Annotated in this window: 2 protein-coding genes; both read left to right on the forward strand. The window is 48.2% G+C overall.

The window, feature by feature from the left end; all coding sequences use genetic code 11:
• A partial coding sequence (locus ACTHY5_RS09330) for an efflux RND transporter periplasmic adaptor subunit (RefSeq protein WP_441878988.1) occupies window positions 1-951 on the forward strand: 951 nt, incomplete at its 5' end.
• Window positions 938-4,030, forward strand: a complete 3,093-nt coding sequence (locus ACTHY5_RS09335; protein WP_441878989.1) for an efflux RND transporter permease subunit — start codon at window positions 938-940, stop codon at window positions 4,028-4,030. The genes ACTHY5_RS09330 and ACTHY5_RS09335, both read left to right, overlap by 14 nt.
• Window positions 4,031-4,257: the final 227 nt, after the last annotated feature.

Raw genomic sequence — 4,257 nt, forward strand, 5'->3', positions numbered from 1 at the left:
ACCGCCAAAATTGAACTAATAGGTACCTTAAAAGCCAATCAGCAAGTTGCTATTGCTCCCCAAGTGAGTGCTCGCGTAACCGAGGTACATTTTTTATCTGGGGAGCAGGTTAAAAAAGATCAGCTGTTATTAAGCTTAGACGATCGCGCAGCTCAAGCCGTGGTGCGCGAAGCCCGTGCCGTAAAACAAGATGCGGTGCGTATTCTAAAAAACTATCGCACACTGTTTAGCCGAAAAGCGGTCACACAAACTGAATTAGACGGCCAAGAGGCAGCAGTAGCCATGGCCGATGCTAAACTGGCCGCGGCTAAGGTGGCAGCAGATCATTTAACGCTGCGCGCGCCTTTTGCAGGCGTAATGGGGTTAAGTGATGTGGCTGCGGGCATGTTGCTTGCGGCCAATAGCCCCATTGGTGACTTACAAGATAACAGCCAGTTAAAGCTCGACTTAGCCATACCCGAAAAATACTTTGGCCAACTAAAGGTGGGTGAGCAATTAACTGCCTATACCCAAGCCTATGGTGATCAAGCCTTTATGGGTAAGTTAACTGTGATTGCCCCCAGCATTAACAGCAACACACTCAATGCTAAAGCGCGGTTAGTGTTTGATAACAGCGAATCTTTATTAGTGCCTGGTATGTTAATGCGAGTGCAGTTAATCGTGTCTAATAGCACACAAATGGCCATTCCTACTCAAAGTTTGTTGTATGCCGGCCAACAGCGCTATGTTTATGTAGTGAATGACGAAGGTAAAGTGAATCGGCGCAATGTTAGCATTGGTCGTAATTTAGGCGAACTTGTGACTATTACTGACGGTTTATCTGTGGGGGAACGTGTGGTTAATAGAGGCACAGTTAAAGTACGAGAAGGCAGCCAAGTTGAAGTATTAGACAGCCCCACAGCAGGTAAAACAGCCGCTAAGCCAGCAGAGGTGACGCATGAAGCTCTCTGATCTGTCGATTGCTCGCCCCGTATTGGCCATTGTATTGAGTTTAATGCTGTGTGTGTTTGGGGTGATTTCTTTTCTGGAGTTACCGCTGCGTGAAATGCCTGATACCACCTCACCGGTAGTCACAGTGCGTACCGCCTATACTGGGGCCAGTGCCAGTGTATTAGAAGTACAAGTCACTAAGCGCTTAGAAGATGAGTTATCGGGCATTAGTGATGTTAAATACATTAGCTCGAGTACCCGAGATGGCAGTTCAAGCATTACCATTGAATTTGATCCTGCCCGTGATCTAGACAGCGCCGCCAGTGATGTACGAGAAGCTGTGGCGCGCGCCTCACGCAAGTTACCCGACGAAGCCGACGCGCCTATTGTTACCAAAGACACGGGGCGCAACGATGTGGTGCTGTGGGTGACACTACGCTCAACGGGCATGTCACTGTTAGAGATGGGAGATTATGCTGAAAACGTGTTAGCAGATCGCTTTAGTCTACTTGATGGTGTTAGCTCGGTAATTGTGGGGGGACGTAAAGAACGGGTGATGAACGTACGACTCGACGCTGCCGCCATGGCAGCACGTGGGGTAACAGTGGCTGATATTCGTGCCGCACTGCGTTCACAAAACGTAGAATTACCCGCCGGTGTGTTAGAAAACAGCCAACAAAACTATGCGGCACGTATTCAGCGTAATTACGACCAAGCCATTAACTTTCAACGGTTAAGCATTCGTCGGCTCGACACTAACACACGAGTTTATTTATCAGATGTGGCCGAGGTGTGGGAGGGCGAAAAGCCTGAAGATACTTTGTTTCGCTCTAATGGCCAAAATGTGGTGGGGCTTGGTATTGTTAAGCAAAGTCAGGCCAACACCCTAGATGTCGTTAATGAAGTTAAAAAAGCCATTAAAGCCCAACAGCCGTTTTTACCTGAAGGAGCTGAACTGACTTGGACCTACGACAGCTCAGTTTTTATTGATAATGCCATTAGCGAAGTGTATCAAACCCTGCTGATCACCATCGGCTTAGTGGTGTTGGTGATTTATATCTTTTTAGGGCAGGTGCGGGCCACTTTAATTCCGGCCATTACCGTACCAGTGTCTTTGATCAGCGCATTTATGGCCGCTTATGCATTAGGCTACTCGGTCAATCTGATCACGTTAATGGCATTGATTATGGCTATTGGCCTGGTGGTGGATGACGCCATAGTGGTGCTAGAAAATATTTATCATCATTTAGAGCGTGGCCGCTCCCCGTTAGCTGCGGCGTATTATGGCACCCGCGAGGTGGGCTTTGCGGTGATTGCGACTACCCTTACCTTGGTGGCGGTATTTGTGCCTATTGTGTTTATGGGCGGTATTATTGGTCGTATTTTTACCGAGTTTGCTGTTTTATTATCCGCCGCCGTGGTGTTTTCATCCATAGTGGCGCTCACCTTAAGTCCAGTGATGAGCTTTAAGATATTAAAAGCACATCAAGCACCCACTCGGTTAGCCGAGCGCTTTAATGCCGGTTTTGCCAAGTTAGAACGGGCTTATAAAGCCGTATTAGGTAAAAGCATTGCCCGCCCTTGGTGGGCGCCTGTGGTGATAGTTGTGGCATTGGCATTTACGGTGTGGTTATTAATACAGGTGCCCCAAAGCCTGACCCCCAAAGAAGACCGAGGGGCCATTTTTGTGCTGGTCAGTGGGGCTGAAGGGGCAAGCTTTGAGCGCATGAGCGAGGCCATGAGCGAAATAGAACAAAAATTAATGCCCCTCAGAGACGAGGGCATTACAACCAACTTAACGGTGCGCACCCCAGGCTTTGGTGGTGGGGTAAACAGTGGTTTGGTTATTATCAGCTTAGAGAAGTGGAACAAACGTGACGTGTCGGCGGCACAGGTGGTGGGGCGTATTCGTGGCATGACCCGCAATATTGCCGATGTATTGGTGATCCCTATTTTACCGTCTTCTATTCGCGGTGGATCAAGTTCACCGGTTGAGTTTGTTTTAGGTGGTAGCGATTATGACGAGCTCTACCAATGGGCCGAGCAGCTAAAAACCTTAGCCGAAGATAACCCCGGTTTAAGTGATTTAGACCTCGATTATGCGCAAACTAAGCCTGAGCTATTAGTGGATGTAGACCAAGCCCGAGCGGCTAAGTTAGGCATTTCAGTGACCGAAGTTGCTGATAGTTTAAATGTTATGCTCGGTGGGCAGGCCATTACTACTTATGAGCGACAAGGCGACGAATATGATGTGTATTTAAAAGGCCAACAAGATAAGTTTCGCCAACTCAGCGATATTGGAGGAATTTATCTACGAGGGAGCGACGATGAGCTTATTTCTCTCGATAATCTAGTGCAACTGAGAGAGCAAGGCGCATCGCCGTCACTGAATCACTACAACCGTAAAAAAGCCATTACCCTAAGCGCCAACTTGGTGGGCAATTACAGCTTAGGCGAAGCACTTGATTATCTTGACCAACAAGTACGTGAGCATTTACCCGAAAATGCCATTGTCGATTACAAAGGGGAGTCGCTGGAGTATAAAAATAACCAAAGCGATATTTTGTTTGTGTTTGGTTTAGCACTAGTAGTGGTATTTTTAATTTTAGCTGCACAGTTTGAAAGCTTTGTGCACCCGTTTATTGTATTACTCACGGTGCCGCTGGGGTTAGTAGGGGGCTTACTTGGCCTGTTTTTAATGGGCATGAGCTTAAATGCTTATAGCCAAATTGCCATGGTGATGCTGATTGGTTTGGTTACCAAAAATGGTATTTTAATCGTCGAATTTGCCAACCAACTGCGCGACCGTGGCATGGCTTTTGATGAGGCAGTAATAGAGGGGGCAGCAAGGCGGTTACGACCTATTTTAATGACCGCTTTTACGACTATTATCGGCGCTATCCCACTGATATTAGCCAGCGGTGCCGGCGCTGAAAGTCGCCAAGCCGTGGGGGTAGTGGTGTTCACCGGCGTCAGCCTTGCCACCTTACTCACACTGTTTATGGTGCCCGCCATGTACCGATTACTGGCACGCCATACCCAATCCCCCGAGCATCAACAACGCTTATTAGAAGCAGCATTAACAGAAAAAAGTGAATAGCGCCCGAAGGGGCGCACAGGCCGTGGTACGTTCTCCGCCATACGCTGTACGTAAAACCAAACCGATGTTTTCTTTAACGTATGGCGTACAGCGTGAGACGTACCGCTCCCCGAGTGGTCATTGCGAGGAGCGTAGCGACGCGGCAATCCATGTAACTGACAGCGGTACGTTATCCGCCATACGCTGTACGTAAAACCAAACCGATGTTTTCTTTAACGTATGGCGTA

Source organism: Oceanisphaera sp., assembly GCF_052084945.1.
Taxonomy (GTDB): Bacteria; Pseudomonadota; Gammaproteobacteria; order Enterobacterales; family Aeromonadaceae; genus Oceanimonas.